Origin of the sequence: Clostridioides sp. ZZV14-6153 (assembly GCF_020657855.1) — a bacterium.
In the GTDB taxonomy this organism is placed as follows: Bacteria; Bacillota; Clostridia; order Peptostreptococcales; family Peptostreptococcaceae; genus Clostridioides.
Window position 1 is genome coordinate 208,328 of sequence record NZ_JAGWCZ010000006.1, and the last position, 17,784, is coordinate 226,111.

At 26.5% G+C, this 17,784-nt stretch carries 16 protein-coding genes and 1 other annotated feature; of the genes, 11 read left to right on the top strand and 5 right to left on the bottom strand.

Features of this window, described 5'->3' with window-relative positions:
* The first annotated feature begins 644 nt into the window (after positions 1–644).
* From KGF46_RS10200 to KGF46_RS10245, 10 genes are all read left to right on the top strand, one after another.
* Entirely contained in the window at positions 645–1,346 is a 702-nt protein-coding gene (locus tag KGF46_RS10200) for a DUF4253 domain-containing protein (protein WP_227828508.1), read from the top strand.
* A gap of 385 nt (positions 1,347–1,731) precedes the next feature.
* Positions 1,732–2,535: an ATP-dependent sacrificial sulfur transferase LarE gene (larE, locus tag KGF46_RS10205; protein WP_227828509.1), complete on the top strand. Its 804-nt coding sequence runs from the start codon at positions 1,732–1,734 to the stop codon at positions 2,533–2,535.
* Between the two features lie 61 nt (positions 2,536–2,596).
* Positions 2,597–3,745, top strand: coding sequence for a THUMP domain-containing class I SAM-dependent RNA methyltransferase (locus KGF46_RS10210; RefSeq protein WP_227828510.1), 1,149 nt, complete (start codon positions 2,597–2,599; stop codon positions 3,743–3,745).
* A 141-nt stretch (positions 3,746–3,886) separates the two neighbouring features.
* Positions 3,887–5,266 carry a hypothetical protein gene (locus KGF46_RS10215; protein ID WP_227828511.1) on the top strand — a complete coding sequence of 460 codons (1,380 nt, stop codon included), beginning with the start codon at positions 3,887–3,889 and terminating at the stop codon, positions 5,264–5,266.
* A gap of 28 nt (positions 5,267–5,294) precedes the next feature.
* Positions 5,295–5,993 (top strand): cell wall metabolism DNA-binding response regulator WalR, encoded by a 699-nt coding sequence (gene walR / locus KGF46_RS10220; protein ID WP_021384573.1) that lies wholly within the window; start codon positions 5,295–5,297, stop codon positions 5,991–5,993.
* A gap of 2 nt (positions 5,994–5,995) precedes the next feature.
* Complete coding sequence (gene walK, locus KGF46_RS10225) at positions 5,996–7,429, top strand: cell wall metabolism sensor histidine kinase WalK (RefSeq protein ID WP_227828512.1); 1,434 nt, start codon at positions 5,996–5,998, stop codon at positions 7,427–7,429.
* A gap of 21 nt (positions 7,430–7,450) precedes the next feature.
* Positions 7,451–8,191: a tRNA pseudouridine(38-40) synthase TruA gene (gene truA, locus KGF46_RS10230; RefSeq protein WP_227828513.1), complete on the top strand. Its 741-nt coding sequence runs from the start codon at positions 7,451–7,453 to the stop codon at positions 8,189–8,191.
* Positions 8,192–8,296: 105 nt separating this feature from the next.
* Positions 8,297–8,504: a binding site (T-box leader), on the top strand.
* A gap of 263 nt (positions 8,505–8,767) precedes the next feature.
* On the top strand, positions 8,768–9,967 hold the full coding sequence (locus tag KGF46_RS10235) for an argininosuccinate synthase (RefSeq protein WP_227828514.1): 1,200 nt from the start codon (positions 8,768–8,770) through the stop codon (positions 9,965–9,967).
* A gap of 410 nt (positions 9,968–10,377) precedes the next feature.
* A complete protein-coding gene (locus tag KGF46_RS10240; protein WP_227828515.1) occupies positions 10,378–11,430 on the top strand; it encodes a BtrH N-terminal domain-containing protein in 1,053 nt (350 codons plus the stop codon).
* A gap of 226 nt (positions 11,431–11,656) precedes the next feature.
* Positions 11,657–12,820, top strand: a complete 1,164-nt coding sequence (locus KGF46_RS10245; protein ID WP_227828516.1) for a MerR family transcriptional regulator — start codon at positions 11,657–11,659, stop codon at positions 12,818–12,820.
* A 129-nt stretch (positions 12,821–12,949) separates the two neighbouring features.
* Here the strand turns inward: KGF46_RS10245 and KGF46_RS10250 are convergent, their stop codons facing one another.
* From KGF46_RS10250 to KGF46_RS10270, 5 genes are all read right to left on the bottom strand, one after another.
* Complete coding sequence (locus KGF46_RS10250) at positions 12,950–13,330, bottom strand: DUF4363 family protein (RefSeq protein ID WP_227828517.1); 381 nt, start codon at positions 13,328–13,330, stop codon at positions 12,950–12,952.
* 2 nt (positions 13,331–13,332) lie between these two features.
* On the bottom strand, positions 13,333–13,992 hold the full coding sequence (locus KGF46_RS10255; protein ID WP_227828518.1) for a DUF421 domain-containing protein: 660 nt from the start codon (positions 13,990–13,992) through the stop codon (positions 13,333–13,335).
* 107 nt (positions 13,993–14,099) lie between these two features.
* On the bottom strand, positions 14,100–15,071 hold the full coding sequence (locus tag KGF46_RS10260; protein ID WP_227828519.1) for a 3'-5' exonuclease: 972 nt from the start codon (positions 15,069–15,071) through the stop codon (positions 14,100–14,102).
* A 39-nt stretch (positions 15,072–15,110) separates the two neighbouring features.
* A complete protein-coding gene (locus tag KGF46_RS10265; protein WP_227828520.1) occupies positions 15,111–15,461 on the bottom strand; it encodes a hypothetical protein in 351 nt (116 codons plus the stop codon).
* Between the two features lie 287 nt (positions 15,462–15,748).
* A complete protein-coding gene (locus KGF46_RS10270) occupies positions 15,749–16,705 on the bottom strand; it encodes an L-threonine 3-dehydrogenase (RefSeq protein WP_227828521.1) in 957 nt (318 codons plus the stop codon).
* Positions 16,706–17,204: 499 nt separating this feature from the next.
* Between KGF46_RS10270 and KGF46_RS10275 the strand changes: the two genes are divergently transcribed.
* Positions 17,205–17,573, top strand: coding sequence for a C-GCAxxG-C-C family (seleno)protein (locus KGF46_RS10275; protein ID WP_227828522.1), 369 nt, complete (start codon positions 17,205–17,207; stop codon positions 17,571–17,573).
* Positions 17,574–17,784 lie beyond the last annotated feature (211 nt).

Consider the following 17,784-nt stretch of genomic DNA (forward strand, 5'->3'; position numbering starts at 1 on the left):
TAATTGATACACCTATAAATTTAAGTATTTTTAGTATTTAGCATTGAGATTAAAACCACATCAATAGAATTATTAACTATTAGATAGAAGAATCTTGTACTTTCTGAGTTTAATATATTAAATAAATACATATCTTTTTACATAAAAGTACTATTAAATCTAAATCTTGATTTTAATCTGTTAATTCTTGCAAACTGGCATGTGATTTTTTAGAATTTATACTATACGTAAAGTCTAATAAAATATAATATTATTTATTATTTTGTGGATATTTGTTACTATTAAAAAAATATCCACATTAAATTTGTCTCAAATAAATTTAATGTGAATAAACATGACCTTTCTTATACAAATTATATCATTTATTTTATTTAAAATAACATAATATTACAACGAATTATTACAAAATTACTTATTATTAACCATGAACATTTGTTTTGTGATATTATATTTATATGAGGATATTGTCATAAAAAACATTATATTTATACAAAAAATTAAATGAAAAATTTATTTGATATGAATGTTTTTTACAAATTATACCTCTACTTATAGTTTTACAAATAATAATAGTATTTAAAAATTTGACAACAAAAAAAGAAAACTTTCAAAAGAATTAAATCTAAAAAGAATAGGAGATAAATATGGGTATTGAAGATTTATATGGTTTTGAATGTGTTCCTGTGAACAATGATATTGATATTGACAATTTATTAGAGACGATGATAGAAGATGGAAAAGAAAAAGGGTATACACCAATTATAATTATCGATGAAAAGGTAGGATTGCTAAAAGAAAACATCGATATTATTAATAAAGAGTATGGATCTCTTGAGAACTACAAAGAGTATTGTCTGAAAAAATATAATGAAATTGATGTAAATGAATTTTTCAAGTATAGGAAGAGTGAAATTTCAGAGATGATAAAAGAACTCATAGATTCAGAAGATACTTTTTGTGACTATAAAAGTTTTAACCCAATTACAAATATAGATATATTTCAAGAAAATAACAAAGTTTACATAGCTAAAGTCCCAACAACTAAACCTTACGAAGTGTTTGCATATATACCAATTGGTGGATTTAACGATTGTCCTAGTGATGAAGAGCATATAGCAGTTGCAAAATATTGGTACGAAAACTATGGAGCATACCCGATAGCAATTGGATGTGACACAGTTCAATATTTTTCAAAAAATATAACTAGCGATAATAAAATGTTTAATAACTTATGCATAGAATTAATCTTGTACTGTGAAGATATTATTGTACAAGGATATGAGACATTAAGAGCTCTAAAAGAGGTAATACAAGGTTCTACTATATGGCTTTTTTGGTGGGATTGATATAGAACTGTGTAAACTATAAGTATTAAGTTTAAGTTTTTAGAACATTTCTAATGATAGTATCTTTTTGTAATTTACAATTATATTACTAAGAAGAGTAATTATATGATAATAAAATCGTGAACTTAGCCATGAAGATAGGCTACTTACACTTCATGGCTTTTAAGTATATTGCTGTATTACACTGTTTTGTTTTTATATAGTGTAGTACAGTAATATGCTTAAATTATAAAGATATAAATAAAAGTACTTTAATATTATAATTAATATACTTAAAAGACATTCTAATTTTTTAAATATATACTTTATATGTTATAATCATTAAGTATGTAAAAAATAAGAATAGTTTTAGAGTTCATATTTTCTTGATATGGAGGTAGATTTAATGAAGGAAAGAGAAAAGCTAGAAAAATTAAGAGAAAATTTGATTGGGTTAGAAAGTGTGGCAGTTGCTTATTCAGGTGGAGTTGACAGTAATTTCTTACTTAAAGTAGCAAGAGATACATTAGGAGATAATGTTATAGCTGTAACTGTTCATGCAATGATGCACTCAAATAGAGAAATAGAAGAAGCAAAACAATATACTAAGGATTTTGGAGTTAAACATATTATATTAAAAACAGAAGATTTTGATTTAAAGGAATTCAAAGAAAATGGTGCTGAAAGATGTTATCATTGTAAAAAATATATATTTACTAAAATAAAAGAGGTCGCAAAGGAACATAATATAAAGTACATAGTAGATGGAACCAATGTAGATGATTTAGGAGACTATAGACCAGGTCTTAAAGCACTAAATGAATTAGAAGTAATTAGTCCATTAAAAGAAAGTGGATTAAAGAAAGATGAAATTAGGTTACTTTCAAGAGATATGAAGTTAGAAACTTTTAATAAACCATCATTTGCATGTCTGGCAAGCAGAATTCCTTATGGTGTTGAAATTACAGATGAAAAGCTTAGGATAATAGAAAAAAGTGAAGAATATTTATCCGACTTGGGATTTTCTCAATTTAGAGTAAGAATGCATGGAAATATAGCTAGAATAGAAGTTAACCAGGAAGAATTAGGTAAATTTTTTGAAAATAACAATTTTAGTAAAGTTGACACTAAATTAAAAGAATTTGGCTTTAAATATGTTACACTAGATATGTCAGGATATCAAATGGGAAGTATGAATTTAAATATGTAAATATGTAAATAGGTTAAAAAATAAATAATCGTTATAATTAATATAAGAAACAGGAGGTTTTATGAAAAACTATACACTAATATCGCCATGTTTTTTTGGAATGGAAAAAATGTTGGCTAGAGAAATTACTAATTTGGGATATGAAATAATAAAAACAGAAGATGGAAGAATAACATATAAGACTGATGAATTTGGAATAGCAAAATCAAATATGTGGTTGAGATGTGCAGAAAGAGTACATCTTAAGATTGCTGAATTTGAAGCAAAAAGCTTTGATGAATTATTTGAAAATACAAAAAGGATAAACTGGTCTAAATATATACCTTATGGAGCGCAATTTCCTATTTCAAAGGCTTCTTCTATAAAATCAAAATTATACAGTACACCAGATGTACAAGCTATAGTAAAAAAAGCTATTGTAGAAAGCTTAAAGAAAAGTTATTTAGAGGATGGTTTGCTTAAAGAAGATAAAGAAAAATACCCTATATTTGTATTTATACACAAAGATAAAGTAACTCTTTCAATAGACACAACTGGAGATGCTCTACATAAAAGAGGATATAGAGAAAAAGCAAATAAAGCTCCAATAAGAGAAACTTTAGCTTCTGGACTTATCTACTTAACTCCTTGGAAAGCAGGTAGGACTTTAGTAGACCCTATGTGTGGTTCTGGTACTATATTAATTGAAGCAGCCATGATAGGTATAAATATGGCGCCTGGCTTAAATAGAGAATTTATATCAGAAAAATGGAGAACACTTGATAAAAAGATTTGGTGGGATGTAAGAAAAGATGCTTTTAATAAAATAGACAATGAATCTAAATTTAAAATTTATGGATATGATATAGATGCAGAATGTATAGATATAGCTCAAGAAAATGCAGAAATAGCAGGTGTAGATGAATATATAGAATTTAATGTAGGAGATGCAACTGAGTTTAAAAGTGAAGAAGAATTTGGATTTATAGTTACCAATCCACCTTATGGAGAACGATTAGAAGATAAGGATAGTGTTAAACAATTATATAAAGAGCTTGGTTATGCATTTAGAAAGTTAAAAAATTGGTCATATTATCTGATAACTTCTTATGAAGAATTTGAATATGAATTTGGACAAAAAGCAGCTAAAAAGAGAAAACTATATAATGGTATGCTAAAAACTAACTTTTTCCAATATCCAGGGCCTAAACCTCCTAGAAATAATAATTAGATTTTATATTTATCATAAGTTTTATCAAAATAATAAAGTTTTGTTAAAATAAGTAAAACCTTATGAGGATTTGAAACGTCTAACTATTGTGAGGAGATTTTTGCGAGAAAAATTTAAGATTGTAGGATTAGGAGGAGTTAAATGAAGTTATTAAAACTTATTATTGTATCAGGCTTAATGATGTTATTTGTTACTGGATGTAATGTTAAAACTGAATCTCCAGAGCAATTGGCAAAGATACCTGACTATGATGATACAAAAAAAGTATTGTACGATGGTATAGATCAGCTACTAAAACCAGACTCATCTATGATATTGCCTTCTAATACAAAAGAGGTAGGAAAAATAAATAAGGTAGATTTAAATAGTGATGGAGTTGATGAATTAGTAGTATTTGAGCAAAAAGAAGATTTAAGTAATAATGTTAATAAAGTAGGTTTTGTAACCTTAAGTTACAATGGTGAAAAATATGTACTAGGAGACCATTATTTAGAAAATGGAGAATCAATAGAATATGCTAATTTCTATGATTTGGATTCAGATGGATATAAGGAAGTTATTTTACTTGTTAAATCCAAAGATAAAACTAATATGCATATATACAAAGTAAGGGATAATGAAATCACAAAAGTATACGATTTAGATGCTTCTTGGATTCAAAATAAAGAAGATTTTAACGATATAAAAGTAAAGATTGGTTATATAGATGGAGATGACAAGATAGATATATTAATGCTTCATTTGAATAATAAAACTAATGAGATGTTTGCAACTGTTGCAAATTTTGATGGAACTATGAAGGTTAAGGATTATGTCAAATTTGAAAATGTAAAAAATCTAAATGAGTTATATATAACTCTAGGTAATGTTGCTTCATCTGTTGGAAACTCATCGGCATCCATCAAAGGTGTTGTACTTGATATTCCCATGTTAAAGGAAAATAATTATATCACACAGATATTATATATGAAAAATGATAAAATTCAAAAAGTATTTAGTGATTATGATAAAACTATTACTAAACCTTACTACATACCTGTTGATGATGTTGATAAAGATAAAATTATAGAGATACCTATAGTTGCTGGTGGAAATAGAAATACCTATACCTCTAAAGCATCTGCTAATATAAGTTGGTACAGATGGAATGGGAAAGAAGGTTCTAATTCAAAATTAATATTTATAAGCCAGATATACTATAATTATAAATACAATTTTAGGTTATTTATGCAAAATAATTTAGTGGATAAAATAATTGTTGAACAAGAGTTTGTTGGTGAAAAAGCAGTATTTAAATTTTACTATTTTGATTATTCAGAACGTAAGAATTTATTTAATATAGTAGTAGAGAGTAAAAATAAACTTGAAGATAGAAAAAGTGCAAATACACAAAATTCTATTGTACTTCAAGAAAGTGATGAATATACTTTTTTACTAGTTATAAATGATGCAAATGAAATGGATAAGCTAGATATTACTATAGACGCATTAAAAGAGTATTTCTCATTAATATATGGTTAATATTATACTCAATTGGAGGTTTTATTTTATGAAGGAAAAAATACTTATACTAGAAGATGAAATTGGAATTAGAAGTTTTGTCAGTATAAACTTAAAAAGAGAAGGCTATGAAATAGTTGAAGCGGGTACAGGTAGAGAAGCTATAGAAAAAATGACAACAGAAAGTGACATTACAATAGCTCTTTTAGATGTAATGCTTCCAGATATAAGTGGAATAGAGGTTTGTAAATTTATAAGGGAAAATTTTGATCAAGTTGGTATAATAATGCTTACTGCAAAAGCTCAAGAAGATGATAAAATAGAAGGATTTATTTCAGGAGCAGATGATTACATCATAAAACCATTTAGTATAAAGGAGCTTTTAGTCAGGGTTTCTGCTCTTCTTAGAAGAGTTGCAAAAGATGATTCAAATGTTAAGTCAAGTGAAATAGTCTCACCACCATTTATACTTGATATAGATAAAAGAAAATTATTTAAGAATGGTAAAGAGATTGAACTTACTCCAACAGAATTTTCAATAGTAAAATATCTGATATCAAATGCTAAACAATCATTAAGTAGAGATCAGATATTAGATGAGGTATGGGGAACTAATTATTTGTATGATTTTAAAATAGTAGATGTAAATATAAGAAGGATAAGAAATAAAATAGAAGATGACCCATCAAAACCAAAATATATACAAACTATTTGGGGTTATGGATACTGTTTTAGAAAGGAAGAATAATAGTGTTACATTTTGAAGGTCTGAGAAAAAAAGTAATAAAAAACTATTTTATAATAATTATTATAATGGTAACTCTGTTTGAAGGGCTATTCATGTTTTATATACAAAACTATTACTATGATTCTGTTAAACAGCTACTTGAATCTGAAATAAAATATGCTGATGAATATAATGCTATTACAATGGAAACTACAAGTTTTGAGAAAAAAGTCAAAAACATTTTTGATAAACAACCATTAACAAAGAATTCAGAATTTGGGATTTCAATAATAGATAAGAATAAAAATGTTATATTGGACCAATATGGATTTAAAAGTAAAGAAAAAGCAAATTATGAAGATGTAGATAATGCATTAAGAGATGTAAAGACTAAGAATTTAACACCATATACTTATAAAATACCAGATACAGGAGAACATGTCATGAGTATCTCCTTACCACTCAAAGTAAATAATATTATAGAAGGTGTTGTTAGATATACTGTTTCATTAGATGGAATAGATAACGCCATATTAAAGCAAGCTACATGGCTTATATTGGCAGGAATATTTATACTTATTATAGCTATATTAATAAGTCTCAAATTTGCTGAGACTCTGATAAAACCGTTGAGAGAGCTAAAGAAGTTTGCAAACGAATTAGCAGTAGGAAACTACAATATAAAATTGGAAAATATGAAGATTGTAGATGATGAAATTGGTGATTTAGCACAGACATTTGAACATATGGCACATGAAATTGATAAGAGTGAAAAATTGAAAGAAGAATTTATATCTTCTGTATCTCATGAGCTGAGAACTCCTCTTACATCTATAAAGGGATGGAGTGAAACATTAGGATATGAAAGTATAACTAGAGAAGAGTTAGATTTAGGTCTAGGTATTATACAAGATGAGACAGAAAGACTTATAAAGTTGGTAGAAGAATTATTGGATTTTTCAAGGCTTTCCTCTGATAGGATAAAACTTCATGTTGATATAGTTGATGTTGAAGGATTAGTTGTTGGGGTTGTAAATCAGTTGAAAGTTAAAGCAGCTGAAAAAGATATATCACTTTTATTTGAATTTGAAAATGAATTTATAGAAAATATCCAAGGAGATAAAAATAGACTAAGACAAGTTCTTATAAATTTAATACAAAATTCATTTAAATTCACTAGTCAGGGTGGTTACATAAAAGTTGTAGCTTCTCAAGATGAAGATACAACGACTATATCAGTTGAAGATAATGGTTCAGGTATAGAAAAGCAAAATTTAAATAAAGTTTTAGATAAATTTTTCCAAGAAGATTACAATAAGGCTGGAAGTGGATTAGGTCTTGCAATTAGTAATGAAATTGTAAAACTTCATGGTGGAGTAATGAAAATAGAAAGTGAAAAGAACGTTGGAACAAAAATAATTTTTAATATAAAAAATAAATTTGCTAAACAGGCATAAATTCTTAGAAAGAGGATTAAGATGAGAAATATAAAAATGATAGTAGCATATGATGGTTCAAGATATAAAGGTTATCAAAAATTAGGTGATAATGACATGACTATACAAGAAAAGCTTGAGTCTGTCTTAAGCAAAATGGCCAATGAAACCATTGAGATAACTGGTTCTGGGAGAACTGATATGGGAGCACATGCAAGAGGTCAAGTTATAAACTTTAAAACAAATTGTATGGATTCAGTAGATAAAATTCAAAAATATCTATATGAATATCTGCCAGAAGATATAGTTGTAAAAACTGTTGAGGAAGTTGATGAAAGATTTCACTCAAGATACAATGTAAAATCAAAAACGTATTTATATAAGATTGATAATAATAAATATCACAGTCCTTTTATGAGAAAGTATGCTGCGCATATAAGTAAAAAATTAGATTTAGATAGAATGAGAAAAGCAAGTGAGTACTTAGTAGGAGAACATGATTTTACTAGTTTTGCTTCTTCTAAGTCTAAGAAAAAATCTAATGTAAGAGAAATTTACTCAATAAATATAAAAGAAAATGATGATATTGTAGAAATATATATAGAGGGAAATGGATTTTTGTATAATATGGTAAGAATAATAGTAGGAGCATTAATAGATGTTGGTCTTAAAAGAAAAGCACCACAAGATATTAAGTATATGCTTGAGTTGAAAGATAGAAGTAAGTCATCAGACACCGCACCAGCTAAAGGACTATGCCTTTGGAAAGTAAAGTATGAGTAAGCTTAAAGAGAAAACATTTTAAAAAGAAAATAAATTATATAGTTGACATAAATGGAAAAATAAACTATTATATATTCTATAAGAGATATCTAAAAAATTTGATATTTAAATCCGATGAAAAAGAGAGTAACTTTTATGTATTTTATAGAGAGCTGAGGATGGTGGAAGCTTAGCAAGTAAGTATTAGTGAAAAGAACTTTGGAGGATGCTAATTGAATTTAGTATGTTAGTAGGTAATCTCGCCTTAAGAGAAAGAGTGGATAAGTTTATCTTATCAATTAGAGTGGTAACGCGGATATATTTCGTCTCTTGGTTTTTCCAAGAGGCGTTTTTTAATATATTTATTTACTAATGTGTATTTAGTAGTTGTACATTTACTGATTGATTAGCTAAGTTTATCAATAAGAGTGGTACCGCGGATATTTCGCCTCTTAGTATTTAAAAATACTGAGGGGTTTTTTTAGTATTAAAATGATTTTATAAGAATCCACATTTTTAAAGTCATTCAATATTAAGAGTTTCTATTAAAAAATAAAAAATATAAAAATCATAATTTAAAATTAGGAGGAATTAACAATGAAGGAAAAAGTAGTATTAGCATATTCAGGAGGACTTGATACATCAATTATAATACCTTGGTTAAAGGAAAATTATGAAGATATAGAAGTTATAGCTGTTTGTGGAAATGTAGGTCAAGAAGATAAAATGGAAGATGTTTATGAGAAAGCTCTACAAAGTGGAGCATCAAAAGCTTATGTAGATGATATAAGTGAAGAGTTTGTGACTGAAACTATATTTAAAGCTGTAAAAGCAGAAGCAAAATATGAAGGAAAATACTTATTAGGAACTTCTTTAGCAAGACCTATAATAGCTAAAAAATTAGTTGAAGTTGCTCATAAAGAAGGCGCAAAATATATATGCCATGGATGTACAGGAAAAGGTAATGACCAAGTTAGATTTGAAGCTACAATTGCAGCTCTTGACCCAACTATAAAGGTTATAGCTCCTTGGAGAATATGGGATATAAAATCAAGAGAAGATGCTATAGATTATGCTGAGAAACACAATATAAAAGTAACAGCAACTAAAGCTAAAATATATTCAGTAGATGCTAACCTTTGGCATGTATCAACAGAAGGTGGAGACATAGAACATCTACAAAATGAACACAAAAAGGATGTATATAAACAATGTGTAGATCCTGAGGATGCATGTGATGTAGCTGAATATGTAGAAGTTTATTTTGAAAAAGGTGTGCCTAAAAAGATAAATGGGGAAGAATTATCTCCAGTGGCACTAATTCATAAATTAAATGAGTTAGGTTGTAAGCATGGAGTTGGAGTTATAGATATAGTTGAGAATAGACTTGTTGGTATGAAATCAAGAGGGATATATGAAACTCCAGGCGGAACAATTCTTTATGAAGCACACAATATTTTAGAAAGTGCTACTTTGGATAAAGATACATTACACTTTAAGCAAATGGTATCTTACAAATATGGAGAACTTATTTATAATGGATTATGGTACTGTAAATTAAGAGAATCTATAGATGCATTTATGGAACAAACTCAAGATAATGTTACAGGAACAGTAAAAGTTAAACTTTACAAAGGTAACATAAAACCTGCTGGAATATTTACTGAAAATGCACTTTATGATGAAGGAATATCTTCTTTTGGAGATAGTGAACTTTATGACCATAAAGATGCAGAAGGATTTATTAATTTATTTACTTTACCATTGAAAATTAGAGCTATGAAGGCTGGTAAATAATAGAATATAGTAAATTGAAATTATTAGAGTATATAAGAAATGTTTTTTAGTTTTTTATATACTCTTTTTTATATATTTATATAAAATTATTACATTATACAATTTGTAACAGTTTAGTTATTACAATATAAGAAATTTTAAAACTTATTTTTCTTCAACACTTCCTATTTATTTGTAAGCATTAAAAGTATGATTTTCTTATAAGTTACACAATATGAATACTTATTTTTGAATTTTGCTATTGACTCTCACATTATAAGAGGGTTTATACTAAGTTTAATTAAAAATCTACATGCAAAAGCTGCGCATAGTAGAAGGTAGTAACCATATCATTTGAAATTATAAAGATATAATTTATGAAAATACTATTAATTCCATAATGAAATTATTTATAAACGGAGGTAGATTAAATGAGGAAAATAATTGAAATAAAACACCATTCGCATGATTATGAATGTATGTGGAATGGTATAGAAGATATATATATGAATAAAATGGATGAATCTCTGCCAAATGATTTTTTCTTTTTATTAGCAGGTTTTGGTTCATTTTGTTATCTGAGGACAAACAAAAAAGAATTAAAGAGAATGGTTGCTTTGGGAGATGGAAGAACCAAAAAAATGTATGAATTTTTAGCACCTATTGTTGGTTTTGAATATAAACACTATGAGTTTAAAAAGTATGAACAAGCTTTAAAAAAAGCAAAATCAGAAATTGATTCTGGTTATCCAGTTGTTTTAGGAGCTTTAGATATGTATTATCTGCCATATTATGAAAAATTATATCATAAGGAGCATATTCCTTTTCATTATGTGCTTATGGTAGGGTATGATGATATGGCAGAGAGAATATATTTATATGATTGTGGGAGAACTGAGTTACTTTCTCTTTCTTATGATGAACTATGTGAATGTATGAATTGTAGTTATCCTGGGTTAAGCAAAGCAAATACAATTTGTACAGTTAGAATGAATAGTTCAAAGAATAAATATCAGATTGCCCAAGAAGCACTTGCTATAAAGCGGGATATGTTTTTAAATCCATCTACAGGTTTTTTAGGATACAAAGGTTTTGAAAAGTTTATTAAAGAATTGCCACAATGGAAACACGAATTGGAAAAAGATGACTATGATAGGATTTTAGCTAATATGGTTATGCTTTTTGGAACGGTACCAACTATTCCAAATGCAATCAAAGGAATTGAAGAACCAGATAGTGTTGAATTTAAAGGTGGTTTTGATAAAATGAGCAAGATGCTTAAGTGTATTGGAACTGAATACAAAAATGACTGTTGGGTACAAGTAGCAGAGATTTTTGAAGAAAGTTCAATCATAATTAAAAAAATATCTAATATAATAATAGATTATTTATCGAATAAGGTTGATGAGACTGAAAAACTTTCTTTGCTATTTTCTGAAATTTTGAAACAAATGAAAGCTGGATACTTAATGTTAGGTATATGAATATAGAATAAGATTTCTTTTTTAATAAAAGTGTATTAGCTAGATAATCAAAATTTAAATATGAAATGAGTTCAAAAAATCAAATTATATATTTATAAAGTGTTGACCCTAACACCACGTCATATTGTAATATGAAAACATAGTTTGAAAATATTAATAAATACTGATAGGTATATAAGTATTTATTAATATTTGTAGCTATAAAATAAAATTTTGAGGTGAGGCAATGAGAACAGTAAAACAAGTTTCAGATTTGACAGGAATAAGTGTGCGCACATTACATTACTATGACGAAATAGGCTTATTAAAGCCAAGTGAAATTACAGAAGTAGGGTATAGGCTTTATGATGATGAAGCTATTGAAACGCTTCAACAAATTTTATTTTTTAAAGAACTTGAGATACCTTTAAAAGAGGTTAAAGATATAATGTTAAGCCCATACTTTGATAAAATGCATGCTCTAGAAAGTCAAAAAAAGCTACTTATTATAAAACGTAAAAGATTGGATAGTCTAATAGAAATTATAGACAAAACTTTAAAAGGGGAAAATATAGTGAACTTCAAAGGATTTGACATGAGTGAATATTTTAAAGTATTAGAGGAATTTAAAATAGAGCATGAAGATAAAATAATCAAAACTTATGGTAGTGTAGAGAAATATAATGAGCATATTGAGACGTTTAAATCTAAAGAAGATGAAATTGCTAAAATGGCTATAAAAAAATATGGAAGTATTGAGAAATATGCTGAGGCTATAAAGAAGAATTTTAATAGTGATATATTAACTTTAGCAGAACAATTTGATGAATTTAAAAAAGATTGTTTGGAGGACAATCATCCAAAATTAAAAGAACTGTATAAAAGACTTGTAGCAGATTTAAGTAAAAATCCTTTATCAAAAGAACTTCAAGAAATTGCTAAAGAGATAACAGATACATCTAAGAAAGATTATGAACTTTTTAATATGGAGTATGGAGATGATAATTGGTATGGCATGGTACAAAATTATTTACTAAATCCCATATGGATAAAAGAAGTTGATAAAAAGTATGGTAATGGAGCATGTAAATTTATTGGCGAAGTTTTGAAGCATTATTTAGGTAATAAACAGCCCAAAATAAATATGTTATATGAAAAACTTGTAGCAGACTTAAGTAAAAATCCATCTTCAAAGGAAATTCAAGATATTGTTGAAGATATAGTGTATGAAACTAACAGAAGTAATGAATTTTACAAGATAGATGAAGGAGAGAATAATTTAGATTATTTAGCAGAACTTTATTTACAAAATTCTATTTATATACAAGTAAATGATAAGAAATATGGTAAAGGGGCATCTAAATTCATTGGAGAAGCTCTAAAAATTTATTCTGATAATAGTAAAATATAAGTAAACAAATATGGAAAATTGTAAAATAGGATAAAAAATAGCAACTAGATTATTGCAAAGTTGATTATATTTTGAATGTAGAAAAAGGATATAGAATTATTACTTTATCTATATCCTTACTTGTGATTGTTAAAATATATAATTTATATCGAACTTAACACTTTCAACAATATTTCCTAAATATGTTTTTATACTTTCAACTTCTTCTAAAGATTTTAATTTATTTTCAGTATAAATTGCCTTATCAAGAATATTAAATTTTAGACCTATTTCATCAAAGTATTCATGATTTAAAACTTTATACCAATGATTTCTTTCTTTAGACCATCTAGTAGATATAGAATCAGCTTCTTTTTGAGCTTTTTCCCAATCTTCATCTACTATAGATTTTTCTAAGATAGACATATTACTTTTATAGTCCTCTGTAAAATCATATAATTTATTATTAACATAAAATCCAAATAGCATAAATAAAACAGCCCATAGTATAACAAATGTTGCAGATTTCAATATTAATCACCCTTCTTATTTTGAATAAATATTTTGTCATTTTCATCTAAAACACAAATAAGAACATCTTTAAAAGTTTCTATGTGGTTAGACTTTAAGATACCCATTAACCAGTTAGTATCTTTTTCAGCCATATCAAGATTTTTATTTATTATTTTACCATCCAATATAAGTGGAATTGGCAAATGATTAAAAGCTCTTGGAGGAGTACTATTGTAACTTGATGCTGGAACTACACTTAAATTACCATCAGTCTCTAAAATAGCATATTGTACATCTTTTAGGTTGAAGTAGCCTTGAATTCTCAATTGCTCTAACAACTCATCTATACTAACTCTTTCTTTTTTAAGTTCATTATATACAATCTTTCCTTTGTCAATTAAGACAGAAGGTTTACCTGATAAAAATGAACTTAATTTTCTACTTTTTAAGGATAAAAATGAAATTAGAGTCTGCATAATTACAAGGCCAGTTATTGCTGCAACGCCATTTATAATTGGTATATTATTATTTTCCATTGGGACGGATGCAACTTCTGCAATTAAAAGTGTTATGACCAAGTCAAAACAGTTCATCTCAGCGATTTCACCTTTTCCCATGACTCTAAGTGCAATCAACACTGTTATGTATAATATAATACTTCTTATTAATACAACTGTCATATCTATCAATTACTCCTTTAAAAAATATTTACACTAAGTTAGTATATCCTATATAAAAAAATTAATTCAGATTATAAAAAATACCTTAAACAATTGAATTCAATTATTTAAGGTACTCTTGATAGTCTCAATATTAAATTTTTTATAGATTTTCTATTACTTTTATTTATCTTAACTACAGATTCAACAAAATTCTTTTTATCCCCTAATTTCAATACAAAATCAGGGTATTCTTCAAATTCATTGAGCTTTATTAATTTAAAAGAAGAAGATAAGTTTTTAAAGCTGATAATTTTAGAATTATTTACTAATACACTTCTTTTTTTAAAATAAATGTCTTTTTTACTTATATTTAATATATTGAATATTTGTTTAAGATGCATTATTATATCCTCTGGAGTCTTGTCAAATTTAAGTTCAAAATTTTCATCCTCAAAGTAGGGAATACAATATAAAGGATTTTTAATAGGAGGCAGTTTATTGTATAATTCTTCAAGTATATTAGTATCTTTAGGATAGTTAAGGTAAAAACATTTACATACATTCATTAAATCCATAGCATCTGAAAGTGAATTATGTTTAATTTCTCCCTCTACAGAAAAAATCTTTTTCATATTTAGTAAAGATAGTTGCTTAGATAAGATTCTATTTTTGTATGTAATATGCTGAGATATAAAAGGTTGAATATCAATCATCATATTGAATAACTCTAAGCAGATACCCGTATATTTATATACTCTAAAGGAATTTAGAAGACCAGCAATATCAAAATTACCCCAATTATATATTGTAACATCACTAAATTTTTTAAACCATTTGCAAAAATCATCCATAACATATAAAAGATTATGAGCATTATCAATTTCTAACTGGTTTAATTTAGTGAGTTTTTTACATTTAGATGAAAGTAATTCATTGTATTTTGGTTTAACTAAAGAATAATAATCATCAACTATATTAAAGTCATTATCTACCAAAACACAACCTATGGAAATCAACTCAGCTCCACTATATTCTAGCTTGTATTTATTATCATCTAATATATTAAATTCAAAGTCTATAAATAACTTGTATTTCATAAATTAAAAGCACATCCTCATAGATATTATTTAATGAGATTAAGCGTCATAAGAATCAATCGATATAATGATTCTGAACATCAAAGGCTCATTACAACTTTTATTTATTTCGTAATTTAAATCAAAGGAATCTTTTAAGATAGAATTTATAAGTATTCTTTCCCAACCTATTTTTAGATTAACTTTAGCTTCTATCAATTTAGTTTCTATTTTTTTAAATATTTCTATATTTGCGGGTATTATACTGAGTTCAATATTACTTTTAAATGGGTTAGATTTTAAATCAGCTATAAGAATATTCTTTAACTCTTCTGTAAGTTCAGAGATTAAATTATTCCCTATATATTCTTTAATTATTTCTTCTCTAATTTCTCTTAAATTTAGCAACATTAACACCTGCTACTTGTATTATAATATGCAAAGTATAGTAAAATTTGATTAAGTTTTTTTATTATACTTGCAATAGTAGCTTTTTCCTTTCTGTTTATTTTTATATGACTAATCCATATTAGAAAACTATTAATATGCTTATAAATAATAGTTTGTTGTATGTTAAAAGTAAAAACTTTTATATTTTCAGAGAATAAAAACTATATAAAAGTGAAGATTTATAAAATAGAATCATAAAGATAAGATGTTTTATTCTCTGAATTTTTTGGTACTAAATTCTTAATTTGTTATTTGCCAATTCCTTTTTCTGATAATTTTTCTAGCATATCCTTAGTCATTTTATCTAAATCATAATTAGCTTTAAAATTCCATTCATTTACAGCACTGCTACTATCTAATGAATTAGGCCAAGAATCAGCTATACCTTGTCTTACAGGGTCTACATCATACTCTATTGTAAAATCAGGTATATATTTTTTTATAGAATCAGCTATTTCTTCAGGAGCAAAACTCATAGCGGTGATATTAAAAGCATTTCTATGAATAAGTTTTTCGGCTGGAGCTTCTATTAAATCTACTATAGATTGAATGGCATCAGGCATGTACATCATATCCATTTTTGTACCTTTTGCTATGTAAGACTTATATTTTTTATTTTTTAATGCTTCATAATATATATCAACTGCATAATCTGTAGTTCCACCACCAGGAGGAGTAACGTAAGAAATAAGGCCAGGAAATCTAACTCCTCTAGTATCCACTCCAAATTTTGAATGATAATAATCACATAGTAATTCACCAGAAACTTTAGTGACACCATACATAGTATTAGGTCTTTGTAGTGTATCTTGAGGAGTCATGTTTTTTGGCGAATTTTCACCAAATGCAGCTATTGAACTAGGTGTAAAAAACTTACAATTCAATTCTCTAGCTACTTCAAGACCATTTACCAATCCATTCATATTTAAATTCCAAGCTTCTAAATGTTTACTTTCTGCAACTGCAGAAAGCAGAGAAGCTAGATGAATTATAGTATCTACATCATACTTTTTTGCGATTTCAAAGAATCGATTTTTATCTGTGACATCTAATATTTCAAATATACCAGATTCACATACAGGATTTCCTTCTTTTATTCTTCTTGAGCTAGCAATTACATTTTGTTCTCCATATTCATTTCTTAGCTTGATTGTTAATTCTGAGCCTATTTGTCCTAATGCACCTGTTATAAGTATTTTTTTCAATTTGCTAACCTCCTTAGAGTTTAATTTATGTATTATTGCTTATTTTTATTTTAGCAAATCTTTTGTTTAAATACAAAGAATTAAACCCATTAATGCATTACTTAATTTAATAAAGCATAATAAATGTTTCAGAATTTAATGTAATAAATATCAAAATTAAGTATATAGTATATAGGTAAGATATAGTAATATAAATGTTTATATGTATTATTTATAGAGATTGTTTTTAAAGATAGATAAAGTACAAAGATAGGCAAAATGTACAGTGGATTAAATTTAAAAAGTAATACTTATAAGATTGCTTTTATTTAAGTTCTAAATTTATTTTTTATTAAATTAAGTCTTAATGAGGTATAAAGATAGAGTATGTGACTAAGTCACAGAAATAAAAGTAAATTTAGGATATAATAAAAATATATAATATTAAGATATAACAAAGATGATTCTACAAATGAAAAAGTATTATAAGTTAAAATAAAAATTGAAAGGAAGTATAAAAATGACAAGACCATCAATATATCATAACCAAGGATACACTTGTGCAGAAGCATTAATAAAATCTTATAATGAAGAACATGAAACAGATATACCAATTTCAATAGGAAGTGGTATGGGGGTTGGAATTACTGTAGGGAGTGTTTGTGGAGCTGTAAATGCAGCAGTTGTTATAATAGGGTATCTAAATGGACGAAATAATAATTTAGATGAAAATATAGCAAAAAAGTATTCAAGAGAATTAATGAATAAAGTAAGGGACAAATACAGTACAGAAATATGTGCTTCATTGAAAAAAAATAAAATAAGCTGTGGTGAAATAATAAATTTCACATATGATGCCTTAAATGATATACTAGAAAATCAAAAATAATCTTAAGAAATGAGCATTTCCTATTTAGGGGAGTGCTATTTTTTATTATATAAATAGTATCTTCTTTTAATATAATTTTTAAATCAATTTGATTATATTTTAGTCAATATAATTTAATATAGAAAATATTAATTGACAAGAAAAAATATACTATGCTAAATAAAAATAAATTATTTAATATATATAGAGTCGATATATTTATGTCTATAAG